Annotated in this window: 15 protein-coding genes and 2 rRNA genes; 11 read left to right on the top strand and 6 right to left on the bottom strand. The window is 56.0% G+C overall.

The window, feature by feature from the left end; translation table 11 throughout:
• Window positions 1-2: 2 nt before the first annotated feature.
• From SOM40_RS22275 to SOM40_RS22245, 7 genes are all read left to right on the top strand, one after another.
• A 23S ribosomal RNA gene (locus SOM40_RS22275) occupies window positions 3-2,909 on the top strand.
• Window positions 2,910-3,004: 95 nt separating this feature from the next.
• Window positions 3,005-3,120 (top strand): 5S ribosomal RNA (rrf, locus tag SOM40_RS22270).
• A gap of 153 nt (window positions 3,121-3,273) precedes the next feature.
• Complete coding sequence (gene murB, locus SOM40_RS22265; RefSeq protein ID WP_225759992.1) at window positions 3,274-4,302, top strand: UDP-N-acetylmuramate dehydrogenase; 1,029 nt, start codon at window positions 3,274-3,276, stop codon at window positions 4,300-4,302.
• Entirely contained in the window at window positions 4,299-5,261 is a 963-nt protein-coding gene (gene birA, locus SOM40_RS22260) for a bifunctional biotin--[acetyl-CoA-carboxylase] ligase/biotin operon repressor BirA (RefSeq protein WP_320530871.1), read from the top strand. The genes murB and birA overlap by 4 nt, the downstream gene beginning before the upstream one ends.
• A gap of 196 nt (window positions 5,262-5,457) precedes the next feature.
• The gene (hmsP, locus tag SOM40_RS22255) at window positions 5,458-7,464 is read left to right on the top strand and encodes a biofilm formation regulator HmsP (RefSeq protein ID WP_320530872.1); all 2,007 of its coding nucleotides are present in this window, start codon (window positions 5,458-5,460) and stop codon (window positions 7,462-7,464) included.
• Between the two features lie 158 nt (window positions 7,465-7,622).
• Window positions 7,623-8,909 (top strand): C4-dicarboxylate transporter DctC, encoded by a 1,287-nt coding sequence (gene dctA / locus SOM40_RS22250; RefSeq protein ID WP_106995966.1) that lies wholly within the window; start codon window positions 7,623-7,625, stop codon window positions 8,907-8,909.
• A gap of 225 nt (window positions 8,910-9,134) precedes the next feature.
• Window positions 9,135-10,580 carry a M16 family metallopeptidase gene (locus tag SOM40_RS22245; protein WP_320530873.1) on the top strand — a complete coding sequence of 482 codons (1,446 nt, stop codon included), beginning with the start codon at window positions 9,135-9,137 and terminating at the stop codon, window positions 10,578-10,580.
• A 100-nt stretch (window positions 10,581-10,680) separates the two neighbouring features.
• Here the strand turns inward: SOM40_RS22245 and kdgK are convergent, their stop codons facing one another.
• A complete protein-coding gene (gene kdgK / locus SOM40_RS22240; RefSeq protein WP_320530874.1) occupies window positions 10,681-11,610 on the bottom strand; it encodes a 2-dehydro-3-deoxygluconokinase in 930 nt (309 codons plus the stop codon).
• A 232-nt stretch (window positions 11,611-11,842) separates the two neighbouring features.
• Here kdgK and pdeH point away from each other — a divergent pair, with 232 nt between their 5' ends.
• Entirely contained in the window at window positions 11,843-12,613 is a 771-nt protein-coding gene (pdeH, locus tag SOM40_RS22235; protein WP_106995969.1) for a cyclic-guanylate-specific phosphodiesterase, read from the top strand.
• Between the two features lie 116 nt (window positions 12,614-12,729).
• Window positions 12,730-14,772, top strand: coding sequence for an AsmA family protein (locus SOM40_RS22230; RefSeq protein ID WP_166184654.1), 2,043 nt, complete (start codon window positions 12,730-12,732; stop codon window positions 14,770-14,772).
• Between the two features lie 74 nt (window positions 14,773-14,846).
• On the opposite strand, the gene SOM40_RS22225 is transcribed toward SOM40_RS22230, so the two are convergent.
• From SOM40_RS22225 to SOM40_RS22215, 3 genes are all read right to left on the bottom strand, one after another.
• Window positions 14,847-16,169 carry an MFS transporter gene (locus SOM40_RS22225; protein WP_320530875.1) on the bottom strand — a complete coding sequence of 441 codons (1,323 nt, stop codon included), beginning with the start codon at window positions 16,167-16,169 and terminating at the stop codon, window positions 14,847-14,849.
• 272 nt (window positions 16,170-16,441) lie between these two features.
• A complete protein-coding gene (yhjD, locus tag SOM40_RS22220) occupies window positions 16,442-17,482 on the bottom strand; it encodes an inner membrane protein YhjD (protein ID WP_312997211.1) in 1,041 nt (346 codons plus the stop codon).
• A 51-nt stretch (window positions 17,483-17,533) separates the two neighbouring features.
• Window positions 17,534-18,433, bottom strand: coding sequence for a LysR family transcriptional regulator (locus SOM40_RS22215; protein WP_320530876.1), 900 nt, complete (start codon window positions 18,431-18,433; stop codon window positions 17,534-17,536).
• 119 nt (window positions 18,434-18,552) lie between these two features.
• Between SOM40_RS22215 and SOM40_RS22210 the strand changes: the two genes are divergently transcribed.
• Window positions 18,553-19,311 carry an SDR family NAD(P)-dependent oxidoreductase gene (locus SOM40_RS22210; RefSeq protein ID WP_320530877.1) on the top strand — a complete coding sequence of 253 codons (759 nt, stop codon included), beginning with the start codon at window positions 18,553-18,555 and terminating at the stop codon, window positions 19,309-19,311.
• Window positions 19,312-19,343: 32 nt separating this feature from the next.
• On the opposite strand, the gene SOM40_RS22205 is transcribed toward SOM40_RS22210, so the two are convergent.
• Window positions 19,344-19,871 carry a GNAT family N-acetyltransferase gene (locus tag SOM40_RS22205; RefSeq protein ID WP_166184638.1) on the bottom strand — a complete coding sequence of 176 codons (528 nt, stop codon included), beginning with the start codon at window positions 19,869-19,871 and terminating at the stop codon, window positions 19,344-19,346.
• A gap of 153 nt (window positions 19,872-20,024) precedes the next feature.
• Between SOM40_RS22205 and SOM40_RS22200 the strand changes: the two genes are divergently transcribed.
• Entirely contained in the window at window positions 20,025-21,620 is a 1,596-nt protein-coding gene (locus SOM40_RS22200; protein WP_320530878.1) for an STY4199 family HEPN domain-containing protein, read from the top strand.
• A 12-nt stretch (window positions 21,621-21,632) separates the two neighbouring features.
• Here the strand turns inward: SOM40_RS22200 and SOM40_RS22195 are convergent, their stop codons facing one another.
• Window positions 21,633-23,282 carry an alpha,alpha-trehalase gene (locus SOM40_RS22195; RefSeq protein ID WP_166184635.1) on the bottom strand — a complete coding sequence of 550 codons (1,650 nt, stop codon included), beginning with the start codon at window positions 23,280-23,282 and terminating at the stop codon, window positions 21,633-21,635.
• Between the last annotated feature and the right edge of the window lie 211 nt (window positions 23,283-23,493).

Below are 23,493 nucleotides of genomic sequence, written 5' to 3'. Positions count from 1 at the left end.
GAGGTTAAGCGACTAAGCGTACACGGTGGATGCCTAGGCAGTCAGAGGCGATGAAGGACGTGCTAATCTGCGATAAGCGTCGGTAAGGTGATATGAACCGTTATAGCCGACGATTTCCGAATGGGGAAACCCAGTGTGATTCGTCACACTATCGTTAAGTGAATACATAGCTTAACGAAGCGAACCAGGGGAACTGAAACATCTAAGTACCCTGAGGAAAAGAAATCAACCGAGATTCCCCCAGTAGCGGCGAGCGAACGGGGAGCAGCCCAGAGTCTGAATCAGCATGTGTGTCAGTGGAAGCGTCTGGAAAGTCGCAGGGTACAGGGTGATACTCCCGTACACGAAGATACACTTGCTGTGAACTCGAAGAGTAGGGCGGGACACGTGGTATCCTGTCTGAATATGGGGGGACCATCCTCCAAGGCTAAATACTCCTGACTGACCGATAGTGAACCAGTACCGTGAGGGAAAGGCGAAAAGAACCCCGGCGAGGGGAGTGAAAAAGAACCTGAAACCGTGTACGTACAAGCAGTGGGAGCCTGATTCGTCAGGTGACTGCGTACCTTTTGTATAATGGGTCAGCGACTTATATTCTGTAGCAAGGTTAACCGTATAGGGGAGCCGAAGGGAAACCGAGTCTTAACTGGGCGTTAAGTTGCAGGGTATAGACCCGAAACCCGGTGATCTAGCCATGGGCAGGTTGAAGGTTGGGTAACACTAACTGGAGGACCGAACCGACTAATGTTGAAAAATTAGCGGATGACTTGTGGCTGGGGGTGAAAGGCCAATCAAACCGGGAGATAGCTGGTTCTCCCCGAAAGCTATTTAGGTAGCGCCTCGTGAATTCATCTCCGGGGGTAGAGCACTGTTTCGGCTAGGGGGCCATCCCGGCTTACCAACCCGATGCAAACTGCGAATACCGGAGAATGTTATCACGGGAGACACACGGCGGGTGCTAACGTCCGTCGTGAAGAGGGAAACAACCCAGACCGCCAGCTAAGGTCCCAAAGTCATGGTTAAGTGGGAAACGATGTGGGAAGGCACAGACAGCCAGGATGTTGGCTTAGAAGCAGCCATCATTTAAAGAAAGCGTAATAGCTCACTGGTCGAGTCGGCCTGCGCGGAAGATGTAACGGGGCTAAACCATGCACCGAAGCTGCGGCAGCGACACTATGTGTTGTTGGGTAGGGGAGCGTTCTGTAAGCCGTTGAAGGTGGACTGTGAGGTCTGCTGGAGGTATCAGAAGTGCGAATGCTGACATAAGTAACGATAAAGCGGGTGAAAAACCCGCTCGCCGGAAGACCAAGGGTTCCTGTCCAACGTTAATCGGGGCAGGGTGAGTCGACCCCTAAGGCGAGGCCGAAAGGCGTAGTCGATGGGAAACAGGTTAATATTCCTGTACTCGGTGTTACTGCGAAGGGGGGACGGAGAAGGCTATGTTGGCCGGGCGACGGTTGTCCCGGTTTAAGCATGTAGGCGGAGGTTCCAGGTAAATCCGGAACCTTACTAACGCTGAGGTGTGATGACGAGGCACTACGGTGCTGAAGCAACAAATGCCCTGCTTCCAGGAAAAGCCTCTAAGCATCAGGTAACATCAAATCGTACCCCAAACCGACACAGGTGGTCAGGTAGAGAATACCAAGGCGCTTGAGAGAACTCGGGTGAAGGAACTAGGCAAAATGGTGCCGTAACTTCGGGAGAAGGCACGCTGATGGTAGGTGAAGCGACTTGCTCGTGGAGCTGAAATCAGTCGAAGATACCAGCTGGCTGCAACTGTTTATTAAAAACACAGCACTGTGCAAACACGAAAGTGGACGTATACGGTGTGACGCCTGCCCGGTGCCGGAAGGTTAATTGATGGGGTTAGCGGCAACGCGAAGCTCTTGATCGAAGCCCCGGTAAACGGCGGCCGTAACTATAACGGTCCTAAGGTAGCGAAATTCCTTGTCGGGTAAGTTCCGACCTGCACGAATGGCGTAATGATGGCCAGGCTGTCTCCACCCGAGACTCAGTGAAATTGAAATCGCTGTGAAGATGCAGTGTACCCGCGGCAAGACGGAAAGACCCCGTGAACCTTTACTATAGCTTGACACTGAACACTGGTCCTTGATGTGTAGGATAGGTGGGAGGCTTTGAAGCGTGGACGCCAGTCTGCGTGGAGCCAACCTTGAAATACCACCCTTTAATGGCTGGTGTTCTAACGTGGACCCGTAATCCGGGTTGCGGACAGTGTCTGGTGGGTAGTTTGACTGGGGCGGTCTCCTCCTAAAGAGTAACGGAGGAGCACGAAGGTTAGCTAATCCTGGTCGGACATCAGGAGGTTAGTGCAATGGCATAAGCTAGCTTGACTGCGAGAGTGACGGCTCGAGCAGGTGCGAAAGCAGGTCATAGTGATCCGGTGGTTCTGTATGGAAGGGCCATCGCTCAACGGATAAAAGGTACTCCGGGGATAACAGGCTGATACCGCCCAAGAGTTCATATCGACGGCGGTGTTTGGCACCTCGATGTCGGCTCATCACATCCTGGGGCTGAAGTAGGTCCCAAGGGTACGGCTGTTCGCCGTTTAAAGTGGTACGCGAGCTGGGTTTAGAACGTCGTGAGACAGTTCGGTCCCTATCTGCCGTGGGCGCTGGAGAATTGAGGGGGGCTGCTCCTAGTACGAGAGGACCGGAGTGGACGCATCACTGGTGTTCGGGTTGTCATGCCAATGGCACTGCCCGGTAGCTAAATGCGGAAAAGATAAGTGCTGAAAGCATCTAAGCACGAAACTTGCCCCGAGATGAGTTCTCCCTGACCCTTTAAGGGTCCTGAAGGAACGTTGAAGACGACGACGTTGATAGGTCGGGTGTGTAAGCGCAGCGATGCGTTGAGCTAACCGATACTAATGAACCGTGAGGCTTAACCTTACAACGCCGAAGCTGTTTCGGCGGATTTGAAGACGATTTTCAGCTGATTACAGATTACTCATCACGCCTGAGGGCGGGGTGAACAACAGAATTTGCCTGGCGGCTGTAGCGCGGTGGTCCCACCTGACCCCATGCCGAACTCAGAAGTGAAACGCCGTAGCGCCGATGGTAGTGTGGGGTCTCCCCATGCGAGAGTAGGGAACTGCCAGGCATCAATTAAAGAAACCCCGTACCGGAAGGTGCGGGGTTTTTTTGCCGTCTGCGCCTTACCCGGCCTGCAACACCCTCCAAGCCTGGCAATTCCAGCCGACAAAGATCCCTCGATGGGGTAAACTATCCCGGTTTTTGCATCTGGATAGCGTCTATGAATCACTCCCTTAAGTCCTGGAATACCTTCGGTATCGACCGAAATGCCCGACAGATCGTGCGAGCCGACGATGCGCAGCAGCTGCTGGCTGCATGGAATCATGCCACGCAACACCACCAACCCGTTCTTATTCTGGGCGAGGGGAGTAACGTTCTCTTTCTGGAAGACTTTTCCGGGACGGTGATCGTGAACCGCATCCGCGGGATCACGGTTGAAGAGACGCAGGAATGCTGGCGTCTGCACGTAGGTGCCGGCGAAAACTGGCACGATCTGGTGCAATATACCCTTGAACACAACATGCCGGGGCTGGAAAACCTTGCCCTGATCCCTGGCTGCGCCGGTTCATCCCCAATTCAGAATATCGGTGCCTATGGCATCGAGATCAGGCATGTCTGCGAGTATGTTGATTGTATCGAACTGGCGACCGGTGAAGCGCGTCGCTTACAAGCCGATGAGTGCCGTTTCGGCTACCGCGACAGCATTTTCAAACATGAATATCAGGATAAATACGTCATCGTCGCGGTCGGTCTGCGCCTGACAAAAAACTGGCAGCCGGTTCTCTCCTACGGTGATTTAACCCGTCTGGATCCCGCGACGGTGACCGCGAAAGAGATTTTTGCGGCGGTTTGCCAGATGCGAATGAGCAAATTGCCCGATCCGAAAGTGAACGGTAATGCCGGCAGTTTCTTTAAAAACCCAGTGATCTCCGCTGAAAACGCGCAAACACTGCTTGCTGAATGGCCGAACGCGCCGCACTATCCGCAGGCGGATGGTAGCGTCAAGCTGGCTGCCGGCTGGTTGATCGATCAGTGTCAACTTAAAGGGACTACCTGCGGCGGCGCGGCGGTTCATCGCCAGCAGGCGCTGGTACTCATCAATGAAAATAATGCTACCAGCGATGATGTCGTGCAGTTGGCCCATCAGGTGCGTCAGCGCGTGGGTGAGAAGTTTAACGTCTGGCTGGAGCCGGAAGTGCGCTTTATCGGCCATCACGGTGAAGTGAACGCGGTGGAGACCATTGCATGAAAGACCATACCGTCCCCCTGAAGCTGATCGCCATTCTGGCCGACGGCGATTTTCATTCCGGTGAACAGCTCGGTGAACATCTGGGAATGAGCCGTGCCGCTATTAACAAGCATATTCAGACCCTGCGTGACTGGGGTGTGGATGTCTTTACCGTGCCGGGCAAAGGCTACAGCCTGCCGGAGCCGGTTCAGCTGTTGAACGAAAGCTTTATCCATAGCCAGATCGCTGACAACAGCGTCGCTGTTTTGCCAGTCATTGACTCCACCAATCAGTATCTGCTCGACAGGCTCAACGAACTGCAGTCTGGCGACAGCTGTGTGGCTGAGTATCAGCAGGCCGGACGCGGTCGCCGGGGGCGTAAATGGTTTTCGCCTTTTGGCGCCAACCTCTACCTGTCTATGTACTGGCGTCTGGAGCAGGGACCTGCAGCCGCCATCGGCCTAAGCCTGGTGATTGGCATTGTGCTGGCAGAGGTTCTGCAATCTCTCGGCGCCGACGACGTACGGGTTAAGTGGCCGAACGATCTCTATCTGAAGGATCGTAAACTGGCCGGGATCTTAGTCGAACTGACGGGTAAAACTGGCGATGCGGCACAGATCGTGATGGGTGCCGGGATCAATCTGGTGATGCGCAACGTGCAGGCGGATGATATTAACCAGGGGTGGATCAATCTGCAGGAAGCGGGGATCGCCATCGATCGTAACGTGCTGGCGGTACAGGTCATCAATGAGCTGCGCCACTCGCTGAGGATCTTCGAGCAGGAGGGGCTGGCACCGTTCCTTCCTCGCTGGGAGAAGCTCGATAATTTTGTTCACCGTCCGGTGAAGCTGATCATTGGCGATAAAGAGATCTACGGCACGTCGCGCGGTATAAACGAGCAGGGCGCACTGATGCTTGAGCAGGATGGGGTTATCAAACCCTGGGTAGGCGGAGAGATTTCACTGCGTAGCGCCGAATAAGGTATCAGGCCGCAGCCCCCGTTATTCGGGCCTGTAACCGCCCTGAACAACCGCTCCATACTCTGTACGGAGCGGGAACCAGAATAATCCCTAAACGGTTGGTTACACTCTCTTAAACACATCACGATAAGGTATACTCTGAAAGCAGCGGGGTAACAGTTGATTAACCTGCGTTTCGCGTTTCTGGAGATTCATTTTGCGTGTCAGCCGCTCTTTAACTATCAAACAAATGGCGATGGTAACTGCCGTCACCATGGTGTTTGTCTTCGTCTTTTGCGTCATTCTGCTGTTTCATGCCATTCAGCAGAATCGCTACAACACGGCTACGCAGCTCGAAAGCATCGCCCGCTCCATCCGTGAGCCTCTCTCTTCTGCCATTCTGAAAGGCGATATTCCGCAGGCGGAATCCATTATTAAGAGCATTAAGCCGGCAGGCGTCGTCAGCCAGGCAGATGTGGTATTGCCCAATCAGTTCCAGGCTCTGCGCATGAACTTTATCCCGGAGCGTCCGGTGCCGGTGATGGTCAAACGCCTGTTTGAGATGCCGGTACAAATCTCCCTGCCGGTCTATTCCCTGCAGCGCCCGGCGAACCCGCAGCCGCTGGCCTATCTGGTGCTGCAATCTGACTCCTGGCGGATGTACAAATTCGTTATCAGTTGGGTCTCGACGTTGGTAACCACTTACTTATTATTGACGCTGATGCTGACCGTGGCGCTGACCTGGTGCATCAACCGACTGATCGTCCATCCGCTGCGGCGGATTGCCCGCGAGCTGGATACCATTTCTCCGCAGCAACAGGTGGGGCATCAGCTACCCGTCCCGCGCCTGCATCATGACGACGAAATCGGCATGCTGATACGCAGCTATAACCTGAACCAGCAGCGCATGATGCGTCAGCATGAAGAGCTGAACCATAATGCCACTCGCTTCGCGGTTTCGGATCTGCCCAACAAGGCGTTTCTGATGGCACTGCTGGAGCAGGCGGTGAAACGCCAGCAGCCCATCGCCCTGATGGTAGTGGCCTGTGAAACCTTGCAGGACACCGCTGGGGTGCTAAAAGAGAGCCAGCGGGAAATGGTACTGCTGACGCTGGTTGAAAAGCTCAAATCTGTACTGGCGCCGCGGATGGTGCTGACCCAGGTGAGCGCCTATGACTTTGTGATTATCGCTACCGGCGTCAATGAGCCATGGCACGCCATCACATTGGGTCAGCAAGTACTCACTGTTATTAACGAACGGCTGCCGGTACAGGGGATCCAGCTGCGCCCGAGCGCCAGTATCGGCATCGCCATGTTTAACGGTAACCTGACCGCCGAGCAGCTCTTCCGTCGGGCCTTCTCGGCTGCCTTTACTGCCCGGCAGAAGGGTAAGAACCAGATCCAGTTCTTCGAACCCGAGCAGATGGAGAAGGCGCAGCAGCGGCTGTCAGAAGAGAACGATATTCTGACCGCGCTGGACCAAAACCACTTCGCCCTCTGGCTGCAGCCGCAGGTCGATCTGCATACCGGTAAGATAAAGAGTGCCGAAGCGCTGCTGCGGATGCGTCAGGCCGATGGTAGCTGGGAGCTCCCGGAAGGGCTGATCGACCGCATCGAGAACTGCGGCCTGATTGTGACGGTGGGCCAATGGGTGCTGGAAGAGTCCTGCCGCTTGCTGTCGGTCTGGCAGTCGCGGGGGAAGATGATGCCGCTGTCGGTTAACCTGTCGGCGCTGCAGCTGATGCACCCGAACATGGTTCCGGAGCTGCTGGCGCTGATTACTCGCTACCGCATCCAGCCTGATACCCTGATTCTGGAAGTAACCGAGAGCCGCCGGATCGACGATCCTAACGAAGCCGTGGCGATACTCCGCCCGCTGCGTAATGCCGGCGTGCGCATTGCGCTGGACGATTTCGGCATGGGGTACGCCGGGCTGCGTCAACTGCAACATATGAAAACCCTGCCGGTAAACGTGCTGAAAATCGATAAGGCCTTTGTTGAGGGCCTGCCTGATGACAGCAGCATGGTAGAGGCGATTATCCAGATGGCGCATAGCCTGAAGCTGGAAATTATCGCCGAGGGTGTTGAAACCGAAGCCCAGCGGAGCTGGCTGGCTAATGCCGGGGTTGAGTGCGGACAAGGTTTCCTGTTTGCTAAAGCCGTGCCGCGCGATGTTTTTGAAAGCCGTTACCTTCAGCCGAATGACCATCACACTGATGACTGAATTGTTGCTGGTTTGTGCGAGCCAGCTCAAATTTCTTAACATTTGTGTTTCAAATTCGGCCTGAGCTTCTATTTGTCCTGATTATTGGGTGCTATTTTAAGGCCGCAGGTGAGCAGTAACCCTACACTGCCTGCGGTTTTTCTTCCCAAGGACATCTTATGAAAACCTCTCTCTTCAGAAGTCTTTATTTTCAGGTCTTAACCGCCATCGCCATCGGTATTCTGCTTGGCCATTTCTACCCTGAATTAGGCACCCAAATGAAACCGCTTGGCGATGCCTTCGTTAAGCTGATTAAGATGGTGATCGCTCCGGTTATTTTCTGTACCGTCGTGACCGGCATCGCAGGCATGGAAAGCATGAAAGCCGTGGGCCGCACGGGTGCGGTTGCGCTGCTCTATTTTGAAGTGGTCAGCACCCTCGCGCTGATCATTGGCCTGGTGATTGTGAACGTGGTTCAGCCGGGCGCAGGCATGAACGTTGACCCTTCCACGCTGGATGCAAAAGCGGTGGCGGTTTACGCCGATCAGGCGAAAGACCAGGGCGTGGTCGCCTTCCTGCTGGACGTGATCCCCGGCAGCGTGATTGGCGCCTTCGCCAGCGGTAACATCCTGCAGGTGCTACTGTTCGCCGTGATGTTTGGCTTTGCCCTGCATCGCCTTGGCAGCAAAGGCCAGCTGATATTCAACGTGATTGAAAGCTTCTCGCAGGTCATCTTCGGCATCATCAATATGATTATGCGCCTGGCACCCATCGGGGCATTCGGGGCGATGGCCTTTACCATCGGCAAATATGGTGTCGGCACCCTGGTGCAGCTCGGCCAGCTGATTATCTGCTTCTACATTACCTGCATCCTGTTTGTGGTGGTGGTACTGGGCAGCATTGCTCGTGCCACGGGCTTCAACATCTTCAAGTTCATCCGCTATATCCGTGAAGAGCTGCTGATTGTACTGGGTACCTCCTCGTCAGAATCGGCGCTGCCGCGTATGCTCGATAAGATGGAGAAGCTGGGCTGCCGTAAATCGGTGGTGGGGCTGGTTATCCCGACCGGCTACTCCTTTAACCTTGATGGCACCTCGATCTACCTGACCATGGCGGCGGTGTTTATCGCTCAAGCCACCAACAGCCATATGGATATCTTCCATCAGATCACGCTGCTGGTGGTGCTACTGCTCTCCTCGAAAGGCGCCGCAGGGGTGACGGGCAGCGGCTTTATCGTGCTGGCGGCGACCATCTCTGCCGTCGGACATCTGCCGGTAGCCGGACTGGCCCTGATCCTCGGTATTGACCGCTTTATGTCCGAAGCCCGCGCCCTGACTAACCTGGTGGGCAACGGTGTAGCAACCATCGTGGTGGCGAAGTGGGTGAAAGAGCTGGACCACAAAAAACTCGACGATACGCTGAATAATCGTGCGCCAGACGGCAAAACGCACGGTTTATCCTCATAAAATCTTCTCTCTGGCCCGCATTCCCTTGTCGGCGTGCGGGCTCCTGCGCATAATGGCCCTGAATACTTGTCATAAACGGACAAGATTTATTTCGGGTATATTTCACTTCTTGCCGTGACGTTTCGCTTCACGCGCGGTCTAATCGGAGTGTTTTGAACATTATCTTTAGAGTGCGACAGGGCGTGTGGCACTCTTTGTAACCAGGAATGTTGATCAGGGGTTCACATGCAGGGCACAAAAATTCGACTCTTAACCGGCGGTTTGCTCATGATGGCAGCAGCCAGTTATGTGCAGGCTGACGCGCTCCAGCCTGACCCAGCCTGGCAACAGGGTACGCTGGCGAACGGTTTTCAGTGGCAGGTTTTAGCCACGCCGCAACGCCCCAGCGACCGCATTGAAATTCGCCTTTCCGTCAATACCGGCTCCCTGACCGAGAGTACGCAACAGAGCGGTTTCAGCCATTTTATTCCCCGTCTGGCGCTGACCCAAAGCGGTAGCCTGCAGGCCGTACAGGTCCGTTCATTGTGGCAACAGGGTATCGATCCTAAACGTCCTTTGCCGCCTGCCGTCGTCTCCTATGACTACACCATGTTTAACCTCAGCCTGCCAAACAACCGTAACGATCTGCTCAAAGAGGCATTGACCTGGCTGTCTGATACCGCCGGTAACGTCTCGATTACGCCTGAAACCGTGAATTACGCTCTGAGCAACAGCGATATGGTGGCGACCTGGCCTGCTGATACCAAAGAGGGCTGGTGGCGCTATCGCCTGAAAGGCTCTGCGCTGCTGGGTCACGATCCGGCGGAGCCGCTGAAGCAGCCGGTTGATATTGAGCAGGTGAAGTCGTTCTACCAGAACTGGTACACCCCGGACGCCATGACCCTGATTGTGGTCGGCAACATTGATAGCCGGGCGGTGATCGAGCAGATCGGTAAAACCTTTGGTGAACTGAAGGGCAAACGCACCACCCCTGCGCCAGTACCCACTCTGTCGCCGCTGCGCGCAGAGCCGGTCAGCATCATGACCGATGCTGTGCGCCAGGACCGACTCTCTATTATGTGGGATAGCCCATGGCAGCCAATTCGTGAATCTGCCGCGCTGCTGCGCTACTGGCGCGCCGATTTAGCCCGGGAGGCGTTGTTCTGGCATGTTCAGCAAAACCTCAGCAAAAACAACGCTAAGGACATTGGTCTGGGCTTTGATTGCCGGGTGCTGTTCCAGCGCGCCCAGTGCGCCATTAACGTGGAGTCGCCGGGCGACAAGCTGAACGCCAATATGGCGCTGGTCGCCAAAGAGCTGGCGAAGGTGCGTGAGAGCGGCCTGAGCGAAGAGGAGTTTAACGCGCTGGTGGCGCAGAAAAACCTCGAGCTACAAAAACTGTTCGCCACCTATGCCCGTACCGATACCGATATTCTGATCAGCCAGCGTATTCGCTCTCTGCAAAACCAGGTGGTGGATATTGCGCCGGAACAGTATCAGAAACTGCGTCAGGATTTCCTCAATAGCCTGACTGCAGAGATGCTGAGCCAGGATCTGCGTCAGCAGCTTTCACAGGATATGTCGCTGATTCTGATGCAGCCGAAAGGTGAGCCAGAATATGACATGAAGGATCTGCAGGCGACGTGGGACGGAATTATGGCGCCAATGAAATCGGCATCGCAGGGGCAGTAAATCTGTGGGGAGTGCGGTCTGATGCCCTCACCCTGGCCCTCTCCCACACGGAGAGGGAACAAACACTAAAAACGGCAACCTCAGGGTTGCCGTTTTGCTTTTACCTCGGCATCGCTTCCCGCGGGATGATCGCGCCACGATACTGAATCACCGTGCTGGCGGTCAGGTGGCCGCGCTGGGCTGCGGCTTCCGGCGTACCGCCCGTCAGACGCACAGCCAGATACCCGGCGCTGAATGAGTCACCCGCCGCAGTGGTATCAATCACCTTTTCTTTTGCCAGCTTCACCGCAGGCACATCAATAATCGCTTCGCCGGCAACGGCCACCAGGCAGGAGTCTGCCCCGCGCTTAATCACAACTTCCGTTACACCAGCAGCCTGAGTACGGGCGATCACCTCATCAACGGGCTTTTCGCCCCACAGGGCATCTTCGTCATCGAGGGTCAGGAAGGCGATATCGGTGCACTCCAGCATCCGGGTATAGACCTGCTGCGTCTCTTCGCGACTGGCCCACAGACGTGGACGGTAGTTGTTGTCGAAAATCACTTTCCCGCCGTTGGCGCGGCATTCGCGCAGCAGGGAGAACAATTTTTCACGGCTGTCAGGGCTGAGGATCGCCAGGCTAATGCCGCTCAGATAGAGGTAGTCAAACTGGGCCAGCGTTTCGCAGATGTGGGCCGCGCTGTCGCTCTCCAGCCAGAATTTGGCGGCAGCTTCGTTGCGCCAGTAGTAGAAGGTGCGCTCGCCGGTACTGTCGGTCTCAATGTAATAGAGGCCCGGCAGGCGGTTTTCCATCCGCTGGGTCAGGGAAATATCGACATTTTCACTCTGCCAGGCGTCCAGCATCTGCTGACTGAAATTGTCTGTGCCCAGGGCCGTCACATAGTTGACCGCCAGCGCGTCAGCATCAACCTGACGGGCAATATACACCGAGGTGTTTAACGTATCGCCACCAAAGCCACGGTTCACTTCCGCGCCTTTCTGGGAGAGTTCGATCATACATTCGCCGATCACGGCAATTTTCTTAGACATAGTCGTGAACCTGAACAGTTAAATTAGCGCTAGTGTGCGCTGCAGCCCGGGAGTGGTCAACTGTATTAAAACGACGTTCCATTATTTTTTTGAACCAGGACAAGTTCCGGGTAAGTTTCAGATCTCAGATTTTCATTTTCGTCCGCAACCGAACATAAAGTTCTCATACCTGGGGCCGATAATCCTTTGACCAGTCCCGACAGGTTCTTCCCCAATCAACAGGATATCTGAAATGAAGTTAAGGCAGGACATCCAGCTGCTGAGCATCCCTGAGGCAAGTATTGAGAACTTGCAGGAACATCGCTACTGGCTGCAATGTGAGCGTGCTTATACTTATCAGCCCATTTACCGCACCGACGGTAAACTGATGGCGATCGAGATCCTGACCGTCGTGACCCATCCTTCAAACCCAGCACAGCGGATCGCCCCGGATCGCTATTTTGCGGAGCTGCCCGTGCGCCATCGTCTGGATATCCTTGAAGAGCAGCTCAGCATGCTGACGGCAAAACAGGATTTCTTTGCCGACAACACTATTCTGGCCTCGGTTAACGTCGATGGCCCAACCCTGCTGGCGGTCCGTCAGGATGAGAGCCTGCAGAAGCTGATCCACTGCCTGCCCTGGCTGCGCTTTGAGCTGGTGGAGCACGTGCGTCTGCCGCAGGACTCTTCCTTTGCCACCATGTGCGAATTTGGCCCGCTGTGGCTGGACGATTTTGGCACCGGCATGGCGAACTTCTCCGCCCTGAGCGAGGTGCGTTACGACTACATCAAAGTGGCGCGGGATCTGTTCATTATGCTGCGTCAGACCCCGGAAGGTCGCAATCTGTTTACCCTGTTGCTGCAGCTGATGAACCGCTACTGTCAGGGCGTGATCGTCGAAGGCGTTGAGACGCTGGAAGAGTGGCGCGATGTGCAAAACTCACCTGCCGCCGCCGCACAGGGCTATTTCCTCTCCCGTCCGGTGCCGATGGAGATGCTCGACAACGTTATCGTCACCCTGTAACCCCGGCTGCTTCCCATAATAGCGCGTGGCTAACGCGTTATTACCGGACGCTGCCGCCCCTTTTTTCTTTGTCTGAACTATATTCATGACTGGCAAGGTAAAAAAGGAATTATGGGATGACAAAAACAGCGAAGATTATCACCTGGTCCGGGGGGGTCTTCTTGTTGCTGATTGTGGTGCTTATTGTCGTGATCGCGACATTTGACTGGAACCGCCTCAAACCGACCATCAACCAGAAAGTCTCAACTGAACTCAACCGTCCGTTCGCCATTCGCGGCGATCTGGGCGTCGTGTGGGCGCGTCAGAAGGATGAAACGGGCTGGCGCAGCTGGATCCCGTGGCCGCACGTGCATGCCGATGACGTTGTGCTCGGCAATCCGCCCGATATTCCCGAAATCACCATGGTACATCTGCCACGCGTCGAAGCCACACTGGCTCCGCTGGCGTTGCTGACCAAAACGGTCTATCTACCGTGGATCAAACTGCAGAAACCCGATGCCCGGCTGATCCGCCTGTCGGAAAAGACCAACAACTGGACCTTTGATTTCGCCGACAGCAAAGATAAAGAGGCTGATGCTAAACCCTCGACCTGGTCGTTCCGTCTCGACAACATCATTTTCGATCGCGGGCGTATCGCCATTGACGATGCGGTGAGCAAAGCCAATCTTGAGATCTTCGTCGATCCGCTGGGTAAAGCGCTGCCTTTCAGCGAAGTGACCGGCGCGAAGGGCAAAGATGAGAAGGGCAAAGTGGGCGATTACGTCTTTGGCCTGAAAGCCGAAGGGCGTTACAACGAACAGCCTCTGAAGGGTAGCGGAAAAATTGGCGGCATGCTGGCGCTGCGCGGGGAAGGCACGCCGTTCCCGGTGCAGGCCGATTTCCGCTCTGGTAATACCCGTGTGGCCTTTGTCGGCACGGTGAGCGATCCCATGAAGATGGGCGGGGTCGATCTGCGCCTCAAGTTTTCCGGCGATTCGCTGGGTGAGCTGTACGATCTGACCGGCGTCCTGCTCCCGGATACCCCACCGTTTGAAACCGACGGTCATCTGGTGGCGAAGATCGACCCAGAAAAATCGTCTGTCTATGATTACCGTGACTTTAATGGCCGGATCGGGGACAGCGATATTCATGGCTCGCTGACCTACAGCACCGGTAAACCGCGGCCGAAGCTGGAAGGCGACATGGAATCTAAGCAGCTGCGCCTGGCCGACCTGGGGCCACTGATTGGCGTTGACTCCGGCAAAGGTACCAAGGCGCAGAAAGTCAGAAAAGAGGCGCCGCCGTCCGGGAAAGTGCTGCCTAACGACCGCTTCGAAACCGATAAATGGGATGTGATGGATGCCGACGTGCGCTTCAAAGGACGCCGAATCGAGCATGGCAGCAGCCTGCCGCTCAGCGACCTCTCGACCCACATCATTCTTAAAAATGCTGACCTGCAGCTGAAGCCGCTGAAGTTTGGCATGGCGGGCGGGACGATCTCGGCCAACATCAAGCTGGAAGGGGATAAGAAACCGATGCGCGGCGAGGCAGACATTCAGGCCCGACGACTGAAGCTTAAACAGCTGATGCCCGATGTGGAGCTGATGCAGAAAACCCTCGGCGAGATGAGCGGTGATGCAACCATTCGCGGTACGGGTAATTCCGTGGCAGCCCTGCTGGGCAACGGTAATGGTAACCTGAAGCTGCTGATGAACGATGGGCTGGTCAGCCGCAACCTGATGGAGATCCTGGGCCTTAACGTCGGTAACTTCCTGGTTGGGCAGATTTTTGGTGACGATGAGGTGCGGGTTAACTGTGCGGCGGCCAATATCGACCTGGTAAACGGTGTCGCCCGTCCACAGATCTTTGCCTTTGATACTGAAAATGCCGTCATTAACATCACCGGCACGGCCAGCATGGCCTCGGAACAGCTGGATCTCACCATCAATCCGGAAAGTAAAGGTATTCGCATCGTGACGCTGCGATCGCCGCTGTACGTACGCGGCAGCTTTAAAGATCCGGATGCGGGGGTGAAGGCGGGGCCGTTAATTGCCCGTGGTGCGGTGGCGGCAGCGCTGGCAACCCTGGTGACGCCAGCAGCGGCACTGCTGGCGCTTATTTCCCCGTCCGAGGGGCAGGCCAATCAGTGTCAGGTCATTCTGTCGCAGATGAAGAAATAGTACGGAGGTATTGCCCGGCCTACGGAAGTTGTAGTTGTAGGCCGGGTAAGCGCAGCGCCACCCGGCGTTAAAGATCACAGCGACTGATGGCGGGTTTCGTGAGTCATTAACAGGGCAATCAGCGTCAGCGCCGCCATTGCCGCCAGGTAAAACCCGACATACGCCAGACCGTAATTCGCCTGCAGCCAGGTGGCGATATAGGGTGCTACCGAGGCGCCAAGAATCGAGGAGACGTTATAGGAGAATGACGCTCCGGTATAACGCACTTCCGTCGGGAACAGCTCTGGCAGCAGGGCGCCCATCGGGCCGAACGTCAGCCCCATCAGGCTCAAACCAATCAGCAGATAAGCCATCACCAGCGCCGGATTACCGGAACCGAGCAGCGGCGGGAAGACGAACAGCGCAAACAGAATGATCAGCGAGGTGATGACAATCATGCTCGGGCGACGACCAAAGCGGTCAGCCAGCAGCCCGGCAATCGGCACCATCACGCCAAAGCCAATCACCGCCATCATCAGCATCCACAGTACTTCATTACGCGGCAGACCCAGGCCCACCGGCGCTGGCGTAGTGCTGTAGGTCATGGAGTAGACGGTCATGATGTAGAACAGCGTATAGGTCGCCAGCATGATAAAGGTGCCAAGCACCGTCACGCGAATGTGTTTAGTCAGCAGCGTACCGAGCGGAATTTTTACCTGTTTCTTCGCTGCGGCCACTTTGGCAAACACAGGGGTCTCATGCAGGGAGACGCGGACATACAGGCCGATCAACACCAGCACCGCCGAGAAGATAAACGGTATACGCCAGCCCCAGGTCATGAACTGCTCGTCGGTCAGCAGCCAGGAGAGCAGCAGGAAGGTGCCGTTGGCAAAGAAGAAGCCAATCGGTGCGCCCAGCTGCGGGAAGGAGCCATACAGCGCACGCTTGCGCGGCGGAGCATTCTCGGTCGCCAGCAGCGCCGCACCGCCCCATTCACCGCCCAGACCCAGACCCTGGCCAAAACGGGCCAGCGCCAGCAGCACCGGAGCCAGAATACCGATGGTCTCGTAGGTCGGCAGCAGGCCGATGGCGACGGTGGAGATCCCCATGGTCAGCAGCGAGGCGACCAGCGTCACCTTACGCCCGACGCGATCGCCGAAGTGGCCGAACACCGCCGAACCAATAGGACGCGCGATAAAGGCGATGGCGAAGGTCGCCAGCGATTGCAGCGTGGCCGCCGTCGGGTCGCCCTGCGGGAAGAAGATATGCGGGAAAACGATGACCGCCGCGGTGGCGTAAATATAGAAGTCGAAGAATTCGATGGCGGTGCCAATCAGCGATGCGACGACGACTTTATTGCGCGAGTTAACCGGGACGTTTTCCTGCTCTGAATTGAGTGTTGTGGCTGTGGCTTGCATAAACTTTTCTTATTTTTGGCGAACGAAAGGCCATATTACGCACAGCAAAAGCGACATTTCAATCTGTAACAAACGTAGCGGATGGCGAAAAAGCCAGCAAAAAGCGAATAATTTTCAGACCAGGAAAATCACATCTATGAAATGCTTCACAGAAATTAATACTTAGAGGATAAAACTGCTTTTTGGTTAAATAAAAGTTACAGGCTGGATTTATATGCTGAAATGATGAATCGGGCTGAAATATTGCATTCCTGTTCAGCCCGATGGGGTGCTTAACGGTGTGATTTACCGGGCATTCTCCGGTCATCCGGGTACTCGGCGGTGGCGATCCACGCCGCGCAGAACAGCGTCAGTCTGGCGAAGAAGTAGAAGAAGGCCATCAGCCCCAGCACGGAACCAAATGCCGCCCCGGACGGCGAGGAGACCAGCGACGGCAGGGTGTAGGTCATCACGATTTTGATTACCTCAAACCCGATAGCGGCAATGAAGGTACCGCGGATCAGCGCCTTGCGTCGTGGCCGGTGGCGCGGCAGACGCCAGAAGATCCAGAAGAACAGCAGATAGTTCGCCAGCATTGAGATACATAATCCCACCAGATGCCAGACCGGTTTCAGCCACTCGATGGTGTCGAGATAGAGGGCGGAGATGATCATCTGCTGCGCCGAACCTGCCGCGGAGGTAATGGAAAGGGTGATAACCAATGCCACCAGCAGACCAATCAGCGAGATGAAGTCGCGGAAATATTTCATCCAGATCTTCTCCTCATCTTGGGGCTTACGCTCCCAGACGTCACGCGACTGGGCGCGGATCGCCTCCCGCAGGTTACCCATCCAGTTAATCCCGGAGTAGAGCGCCACGAACAGCCCGACAATTCCCACGGTAGTACGCTGCTCTACGGCGGTACGGATAGTGCTTTTCAGGGTAGTGGCCAGCGTCGGATCGCTGACGTTCTGCAGTATTTTATTGAAGATATCCTGGAGCAGCGTCGGGTTGGAGACCAGAAAAAAACCCGCTGCGGCAAAAGAGAGCATCAGGATCGGGATCATCGATAAAAATGAGAAGTAGGTGATCGCCGCGCCAAACTGATTGCCCAGCCGATCGTTAAACCGCTCGGTGGCACGCAGCAGGTGGGCAATGACCGGCTGCTGCTGAATCAGCTGGAAGGCGTCCTTCGCTTTGTCCAGCAGGCTCCCCGTTTTACGTATAGAGGTGACTTTAGGTTCAGCCGCCGGAGGCGGACTGTTTTCCAGTTTTTTAATCGGTTCGAAGTCCAGATCATGGGTGGGGCGTTGCTCACTATTTTCCGGCGTCACGCGCACTTTCCTTATTAATTAGCGGGAGGTCCTTAAAATTATAGCCTGCACTCAGTCAACGTACGCTTTCATGATATCTGTGAGCCAGGCCATAAACAGATGCACCCGGCGGGAGAGGTTGCGGCGGTGGGGATAGATGAGCGATACCGGCATCGGTCGGGCGCGGTACTGGGGCAGGATCTCCAGCAGCTTTTTGGCGCGCAGCGCGTCACGCACGCCCACCCGTGGGACCTGAATAATTCCCAGCCCGGCGAGCGCAGAGGCGTGGTAGGTCTCAGTGCTGTTGACCGTCAGTACCCCGCCGGTCTTGATCCATTGGGTCGACTCGCCGTCGTAATATTCGAACCCCTGTGGCCGGGTGCCGAGATGCGTCGCGTAGTGCACCACGGCATGGGAAGATAAATCATCCAGCCCGTCGGGATAGCCAAAACGCGACAGATAATCCGGGCTGGCGCAGTTGATCACCGACAGCCGGCCGAGCGGACGGGCGATTAAGCCAGAATCCTTCAGCATGCCGACGCGCACCACACAGTCAAACCCTTCCCGCACCACATCCACCAGACGATCGCTGCTGCTCAGCTCCAGTTCAATTCCAGGATACTGCTGTAAAAAAAGCGGCAGTCGGGGGATGACTAAATTTCGCGCAACGCCCGTGGGCATATCCACCCGAATTCTTCCGCTGACGCTGGTGGGATCGTGCAAAAAAAGACCATCCAGTTCATCCATGTTAGCCAGCAGATCTTTGGCCCGCTCGTAATAGACCATCCCGTCCTGCGTCAGGCTGACGCGCCGCGTGGTGCGGTGCAGCAGTTGAGTGCCCAGCCCGTTCTCAAGGGCCTGGATCTGACGGGATACGCTACCTTTAGGAAGGCCCATAGAGTCCGCAGCGCGGGAAAAACTCTCCAGTTCCGCGACGCGAATGAACAGCTGCATTGCCTGAATTTTATCCATAGGGAGCGCTCATTGTTGTTATCTATGAAACAGTGAAGCGTTGTTTGCCATATTTATTGATTTTCTATCACCTAATAAGCTCTTTCTCAATCACCACCACAGCCGAAACGAGGTTTCTTATGACTGAACGTATTGCATTAGTGACTGGCGGTAGCCGCGGGCTCGGTAAAAACGCGGCGCTGAAGCTGGCAGACAAAGGTGTCGGGATCCTCCTGACCTGGAACCGCAGCCAGCAGGAGGCGCTGGATGTCGTGCGCGAAATTGAGCAAAAAGGGGTAAAGGCGGCGGCATTACAGTTAAACGTCGGGGATATTGCCAGCTTCAAACTGTTTGCCAGGCAGATGGAAGAAAAGTTGCATGCGGTATGGCAACGCAACAGCTTCGATTATTTGTTGAACAACGCGGGCGTCGGTTTATATGCTCCCTACGTTGATACCACCGAAGCGCAATTTGACGAGGTAATGAACATCCATTTTAAAGGCCCTTTCTTCCTGACCCAGCGCCTGTTACCGCTGATGAAAAACGGCGGGCGAATCCTGAATGTCTCTTCCGGCCTCGCGCGTTTTGCTCAGCCGGGTTCCAGCACTTACGCGGCGATGAAGGGGGCGATGGAAGTGCTCACTCGCTATCAGGCGAAGGAGCTGGGCGCACGCGGCATCACCGCCAATATCATTGCCCCCGGTGCTATTGAAACCGACTTCGGCGGCGGGCGCGTGCGTGATAACAAGGAGATCAATCAGCATATTGCCTCCCAGACGGCGCTGGGGCGCGTCGGCTTGCCGGACGACATTGGCGATGCGATTGCAGCTCTGCTCAGCGATGAGCTTGGCTGGATGAATGCGCAGCGGATTGAAGTCTCCGGAGGGATGTTCCTGTAAGACGGTGCCGGGGAGGGATCCCCGCGGCACGCTCAGGGGTACTCTTTTTTTAACAGTCCAAACAGCCAGTCGTTATGCCACTGACCTGCCAGCCAGTAGCTTTCGCGCAGTTCTCCCTCCAGCACAAACCCCACTTTTTCCAGCAGGCGTTTCGAGGCCACATTGCCTGCCGTTACCGTGGCGGTTAAGCGGCGAATGCCGCCCTGGCCGAAAGCGTAATCACATACCGCCTGTAAAGACTCATAGCCGTAGCCTTTTCCCTGGGCTTGCGGGGCGAATAAAAACCCGACTTCGGCGCAATCATCATCATGATGAATATACCCGGTGACCCCGAGCGGCATCTGGCTGGTGGTATCGCGCACTACCAGGCACAGCCAGTGGTCGCTGCCCGGCGTCCACGCCGGCAGACGCGCGGTAAAAGCCTCACGGATGGCGGCCTCCGGGCGGGCTTCGGCCACGTAGCGCATCACGTCGGGGTGCTGCTGAAGCGAGAGAAAAAAGGGCCAGTCTTCGTCCTGCAGCGGGGAGCAGGTTAAACGCGGGGTGTGCAACACGGGCATGCCAGATCTCCGGGAACTTTTGTAAATGGTTTTAACATTATCACTGAAATAGTACCCGTTATCGGGTATGTTTAATCTGGTATAACCACTTGAAATAAAAAACACTCTCCGACAGCAGCCCCTGCCTGGGTGCGCAGCATTTAAAGGAATATGATGACCCTCAGTAAATCGCACCTGATCCGCGAGCAGTTTGAACGCTGTCTGGGAATTATTCGTCAGGCCTCCGTGGAAATCCTGCTCCTGTTAAAGGTGCATGTTGCCGAAGGCAAAGATCCCCGTTGGTTCCTTGAGCAGCTTGATTCCGCCAGGCTGGCGCTGGGGGGCTGGGCGAGGGTGGCTAAGCGGCTCAATCTGAATGATGCTGAGCTGTCGCAGTTCACCCTGCAACTGCGGCTGTTACAGCAGCGGGTGCCGCAGTATGAGAGCGGGCAGGAGGTGAGCGACAACCAGCTGATCGCCGCGACGCGTTTTGTGACGGCGCTTGAACATCTCCGCCTGCAGCAGCCGCTACTGACCTACAGCACCGAAATGGGCCCCAGCGATGAGCTTCGCCAGCAGCAGGCGCAAAAGCAGGTGCGCACGCTCGAGCTGATGATTAAAGGGCTGATTATGCAGGCGTGGCCGGATCCGACGCGCCTGAACAATCACCTGAAAACGCTGTTCAACGCCGATCGGGTGCGCGGCTGGCTGCAGCAGGGTGAACGTAACGACGCCCTCGGCGGGATGATGTTCAGCGAGCTGGCCCTGATGCTGGTGGATAAAAAAGAGTACTCCCGCTCCTATTCGGCGCTGTTCAGCGATCCGACCCTGCTGACGCTGATGGTGGAACCGCGCAAAACGCTCCAGACCTTCCTTGATGATATCCGGCTGATCCGTAATAAAATTATTGCCCAACAGCCGCTGACCTCCACGCAGATCCTGCTTCTGGACAACTATTACGCCCAGATCGCCAGCCCCGTGCAGCGCGCATTTAATGAAGGCCGCACCACCGTCAACCCGGCGGGGTTGATGGCAGAGGATCTTAACGAGCTGAATCTCTTCTGGGAGAGCGCGCGGAAAAAAAACAACGCCACCGGCGACGACATTTTTGAGGTGCGTGACACCATCGATAAACCGAACCGTCGGCCTGTGCGTACCCCGGAGCAACGCGATCACCTGATTTCGGTGGTGCTGTGGGGCGCGGTGGGGGTCATGGTGATGGGGATGTTGATGATGGGCACCTGGCTGCTCATTGAAAGCAGCACCCCGACCCAGGCGGCCAGCACCGTAGCGCCCGTCCAGACGGTGGCGGAAGAGATGCGTGAGACGCCTTCCTCCCGCGAGACGCTGACGCGGATGGGGGTCACCTGGGATGAGAATAACTTCCGCGCGGCGATAGACCGCAACGATACCCGGGTGGCATTGCTGTTCCTGAAAGCGGGAATGGACTGGAAGCTCTCCTGGACGGAGCATGCGCTCGCCGTCAACCATCGTGAGGTGCTGGATTTACTGATGCGCTATCGTCTGCAAATGACGCAGGAGAAGCCATGTCGGCAGTTTATTACCAACCTCGGCCACGCAATGTCAGCAGGCCAATCCCTGACGGGCCTGCGTAAGGAGTATCTTCAGGCATTTTGTACCGTCCCGGCGGTAGTCGAACGCCAGCGACGCGAGATGGACCAGGCGAAGCGGCGGGCACAGGCGCAGCCGAACGACAGCACCAAAAAATGGCAGTCGATCCAGACGGCGATTTATGAAGTGATCCGCTGACAGAGCGGGGAGCTACGGCTCCCCGTACAGACCAATCAGGCGGCGTACCACGCCGTTAGTCCAGCCAAATCCGTCCTGCAGGGGATACTCACCCCCGCCCCCTTCACGAGGCTGGCTGCTGGCGATGTGGTACTTCTCAATCAGCTTATAGTGCGTCTTGTAAAAATGATTCACGGTGTGCAGCCAGCTCCAGGCGATTTCATCCCCCAGCGAGTCGTTGCCGTATTGCTTGAACCCCTGGATCGCCATCCACTGCAATGGCGCCCAGCCGTTGGGTCTGTCCCACTGCTCGCCGGTTTCGTACTCGGTGGCCAGAATACCCCCCGGCGTCAGCAGACGGGCTTTTACCGCATCCGACAGACGTTCAGCCTGCTCGTGGGTCGCCATACCGACATACAGCGGCACGATACTGGCGGCAGAAAAGAGTGCCAGCTCCTCCCGACGCCAGTCGTAATCGCGATAGCAGCCGTTTTCGTCATCCCATAAATAGCGGTTTACCGCCGCGCGGCGATCGCTCGCCTTCTGGCGGAAGATCTCTGCCGTCTCTTTGTCCCCTTTCGAGGCCGAGATATTGGCGATGGCGCTCTCCAGCTTAAACAGGAAAGCGTTGAGATCGATAGGGATAAACTGAGTGGTGCGAATACTCGCCAGCCGGCTCGGATCCCGTAGCCAGCGGGAGGAGTAGTCCCAGCCGGATGCGGCTCCGGCGCGCAGATCGCGATAGACCTCGTTGGGCGGACGACCGGAGTGACGAGCGGTTTCGACGTCCTCTATCCAGGATTCATCCCGCGGCGTGTCGCGGTCATCCCAGTAACGGTTGAGCAGCGAGCCATCCGGCATACGCACCGCGCTACGGTAGGCCTGATTGAGCAGCAGCGACTCCGCGCCGTCCATCCAGAAGGCGTACTCCATTTTCAGGTGATCCAGATAGCGCTTGGCCCCGCGCACGCCGTCCTCTTCAAACAGCTCAACCATCAGGGCAAACACCGGTGGTTGAGAGCGGCTCAGATAGTAGGTGCGGTTCCCGTTGGGGATATGGCCATAGCGCTCAATCATCCATGCAAAGTTATCCGCCATGCATTTGAGCATGTCGTGGCGCCCGCTTTCGGCCAGCCCCAGCATGGTGAAGTAGGAGTCCCAGTAGTAGGTTTCGCTGAATCGCCCGCCGGGCACAATATAGGCCTGCGGCAGCGCCAGCAGCGACGACCAGGGGATGTGATCCTGCGGCTCGCGGGTCAGCACCGGCCACAGGTTGTCGATATGTTCCTTGAGCGAGAGGGATGGATCGGAAACATACTCGCTCGACAGGACTTCCGGCAGCCAGAAGTGATTTTCTACGAACTGGCGCAGGTCAAAATCCCGATGGCGTCTCACCTTACGGTAGCGGATGAGGATATCCAGCGGATCCATCTTTGGTGCGCAGTCGGGGAAGGTTTTGCTGTCAGCAAACAGTCGCGTCGACTGAACATGCTCAAAGAGTTCAAGGTAGCGATCGGCAGGGGTGAGCGCATCGGATGCGGGCAGCCCTTCAATCATTTCAGGTTCCGGCTCCGCCTCGAGCATTTCATCCAGTTTTAACTCGCAGGGATCGATTTCGTAGAGAAGTTCTTGTTCTATATCGAACTCTACGGTCTCTACAGTGCGTATATTCTGGTTGAACATGGTGGTCAGGACCTCCGGTTAGCGTTATCTCTAATAAGGGTGTTTCCCGGTATCTATAAGCGTAGACACTCGCTTCGGTCTCCGCGGAGGGAAACGTGCGGAAGATCACATTTAACGTCAGAGCAAAATCACATGAACTGCCAACATCGTTATGATTTCGTGGCAAAAAAAGGAGACTGATACGTAACCGAGTGAGAATAAAATTCAGAGC

This window comes from Leclercia sp. CFBP8987, from assembly GCF_034044995.2.
Lineage (GTDB): Bacteria > Pseudomonadota > Gammaproteobacteria > Enterobacterales > Enterobacteriaceae > Enterobacter > Enterobacter tamurae.
The sequence above is the reverse complement of the archived record's forward strand: the minus strand, read 5'-3'. Positions and strand labels throughout refer to the sequence as shown.